Origin of the sequence: Deinococcus murrayi DSM 11303 (genome assembly GCF_000482805.1) — a bacterium.
Lineage (GTDB): Bacteria > Deinococcota > Deinococci > Deinococcales > Deinococcaceae > Deinococcus > Deinococcus murrayi.
In genome coordinates this window covers 1-2,982 of record NZ_AXWT01000052.1, presented here as the reverse complement: position 1 = coordinate 2,982, position 2,982 = coordinate 1, and the positions used below count along the sequence as shown (strand labels likewise).

Here is a 2,982-nt window from a genome sequence, read left to right as displayed (position 1 = left end):
GGGGGCGAGCCTGAGTCTCTAGTCCTGACCGTCCAGTTTTCGGGGAGCAGACCAACCGATTACTTCAGCCTGGTTTCGTTCAAGGACGATGTGACGAATTACGGGATCACCACGGATCGTCAAGCCATGCTGAATCAGGTCAACGGTCTAACCTCGTGGGGGGGTGATGATTGCCCGGAAAATGTGCTGGGGGGAATCTCAACGGCCCTGAGCAACATCGGCAAGATAGAAAACCTGTCTTACGCCCCCAAGGACATTGTCGTGGTGACCGACGCCTCGGCACAGCCTGGGGACGTTTCGGGAATTATCGAGCAGGCGAACGCCAACAACACTCGCGTCAATGTCCTGCTGACCGGTGACTGTGGACGCTCGGCTGCCGCCAGCAGCGGCCTGAAGGCGATGGACCTGTCAAGCCAGACGACACTCAAGCAGATCGCAGAAGAGACCGGGGGAGCATACTACTACGTGCCCGGCGCTTCCCTGAGCGACTACACCAGGGTGCTGCGCGAGATTTTCGAGCGTATCGGTGAGGAGGAAACCCCAGCCGACACTGAGCCGCCGACCATCTCGGTGAAGGCGACGCCCGAGGTCATCTGGCCTCCGAATCACAAGATGGTAGAGGTGACTCCCCAGATCACGGTGACAGACAACACGGACCCATCGCCCAAGGTCACCTATGTGGGTATCGAAGTGAGCGAACCCGAAGACGGTCAGGGTGATGGGAATACCAAGGAAGACGTGAAGGTGACCCCCGACGGTCGCATCTACGTTCGCGCAGAGCGGAGTGGTAAAGGCAATGGACGCCGCTACCTGTTGACGTACAGTGCCGAAGATAAGAGTGGTAACATCGGGTACGGCAGCATGGAGATTCTGGTGCCCAAGTCGAAGAAGTGATAGAAAATCTCCGCAGATGAACCTGAAAGAAGCAACCCGACCACCCGTGGTTCGGGTTGTTTCTTGCCGAAGGGTAAGGAGTTCCGATGCAATGGAAAGAGTTTCTGGGCCTCCTGCTCAGTGTTGCCCCCAACCTGGCAGAAGGTTTGCGACCGCCGCCACCCCCACAAGCCGTAGAACGCCTGGAAGCTGAACTCTCTCAGCCCTTGCCAGAGAGTGTGCGGCGTCTGCTCGTCCAGCATGACGGTCAGCAGGTGGGTGGCCGTCTTCTGTTCGGCCTGGTGTTGATGCGTCTAGACGCGATTTTCAAGTACATGCAGCAGCACCAGCCGTCTCCTGTGGAATTGCCGGATGAGAGCAGTGATCCGCGCCTTCAGGAACGCCCCTCTGACCAGCGCTTTCTGCCTCTCTTCACGGATGACACCGGCAACTATCTGGGGGTGGACCTCAACCCTCCACCTGACGGCACTCCCTTTCAGGTTGTGGTGTTTGGCGCGGATGTGGATGACCCCCGTGTCGTTGCGCCAGATTTGGACACCCTCTTTTCCGAGCTGGCCGGGGAGATACGCCGGGGCAACTTCGAGGTGCGGGAAGAGGACGGCTTCCCGGTCATGCGACTGCGCCAGAGTTCTGGCACGGCGTTGGCTGATCTGCTGCCCTAATCCTTCACTCGGGCCAGCGCCCGGCTATGAGGAGGCTGGTTTTCGAGCGGATTTTGCATCCACTTTGCGTGAAGAGCGTCCGTCCAGCGAGCAGCCACCACCCCACGAGTTGCCAGGTGCATCAATCGAGGCCCATCTCCTGCAGGTCGTCGGCCAGCGCCTGGAGGGCTTCCTGCTGCTGAGCATCTAGGCGAGCCTTATAGGCCAGCACATCCTCCAGATACAGGCGACGGCGCGGCCCGACCTTGCGGTGAGGGAGTTCTCCAGCTTCCACCAGCTTCACCACGTAGGGGCGGCTGACGTTGAGCAGGTCCGCGGCTTGCTGGGTGGTCATTTCCGGATCGAGGGTGACGATCTGGATGGCCTTGCCCGCCGCGAGCTGGCGCAGGAGGTCTTCCAGGAACTCCGAGAGGTGACGGGGCAAACTTCCAGCTTGCTGGCGCAGTCGCTCAAGCTGCGCCTGAGCGGCCTGTGTGTCGGCGGCGGTGGGGAGAAAGGGTGCCACCATACTCACCTCCATTATTTGCCTCCGTGGGGACACGCGACTTACTTTTTACTTGAGTCGTGTGGGGAAACGGAGGCCGCCGCCCCAGGCTGGCAACGTCAGGTAAGCGGTAGTCGCCACCGTCATCAGATTGCGGCAGGCACACCTGACCCCCATGCTCACAACGCCCTACACTCCTTGCACAGGAGGTCTCCCGTATGACGCGCATCACCGCTACCGTCGACGAGCAGGGTCGGCTCACGCTGCCCCAGGACCTAGCCCGCCAACTCCGGGCGGGTCAGACGATTGTGATCGACCTGGACCTGCCTCCCCCTGCAACGGCCCCGAAACCGTTCGCTGCCTTTATCGGCCTGCTTCCCCCCCTCGATGTGGACAGCGCCACGTACTACCGCCGTGAGCGGGGGCACGAGGACCAGCAGATGACCCCACAGACCCATCCTGCCCTCGATTTGGTCGCGTTGAGCGAAAAACCCGATCTGACCGTGGAGGAGGTGGAGCAGGCTGCCTGCGCGGTCGCGGGCAACGCGGACGCCGCCCGGGAGTTCATGCGCCGGCCCAACTGGGAGCTGGGGGGCAAAACCCCAGAGGAAGCTGTTCAGCAGGGGGAAGGTCAGCACGTGATCGGTATCTTGGCCCAGGTTGCCGGGGTGTAAGTGGCGCAGCCTCCACAACTCAAGCCAGCCCTTACCGCCCTGGATGCTGACACGTTCAGGGCGACGCTCTATCGCGCCGCACACCTGCTCCACTGTGGCTGCTACAGCAAGTCTCTGAGCGGTACTCCTCCCCCGGCTGCCAGGCGGTGCATGTTGTCCACGGAAATATTTCTGCGTTCCACCTCGACCTGAGCAATGGAGGACCGGGTGATGCTGGTCTGCTCCCCGAAAACTGGACGGTCAGGACTAGAGACTCAGGCTCGCCCCC

General features: G+C 61.3%; 4 protein-coding genes. 3 read left to right on the top strand and 1 reads right to left on the bottom strand.

The features are described 5' to 3' along the window. Both H565_RS16615 and H565_RS0109015 read left to right on the top strand, forming a co-directional pair. Positions 1-894: vWA domain-containing protein (locus H565_RS16615; protein ID WP_169726670.1), on the top strand; the 894-nt coding region annotated here is incomplete at its 5' end. Positions 895-980: 86 nt separating this feature from the next. Continuing rightward, on the top strand, positions 981-1,556 hold the full coding sequence (locus H565_RS0109015) for an SMI1/KNR4 family protein (RefSeq protein WP_084542941.1): 576 nt from the start codon (positions 981-983) through the stop codon (positions 1,554-1,556). A gap of 121 nt (positions 1,557-1,677) precedes the next feature. Here H565_RS0109015 and H565_RS14925 read toward each other — a convergent pair whose 3' ends face one another. Then, the gene (locus H565_RS14925) at positions 1,678-2,064 is read right to left on the bottom strand and encodes a helix-turn-helix domain-containing protein (RefSeq protein ID WP_084542940.1); all 387 of its coding nucleotides are present in this window, start codon (positions 2,062-2,064) and stop codon (positions 1,678-1,680) included. Between the two features lie 194 nt (positions 2,065-2,258). On the opposite strand from H565_RS14925, the gene H565_RS0109005 reads away from it, so the two are divergent. After that, a complete protein-coding gene (locus H565_RS0109005) occupies positions 2,259-2,714 on the top strand; it encodes an antitoxin Xre/MbcA/ParS toxin-binding domain-containing protein (RefSeq protein ID WP_027460737.1) in 456 nt (151 codons plus the stop codon). The last annotated feature ends 268 nt before the right edge of the window (positions 2,715-2,982 follow it).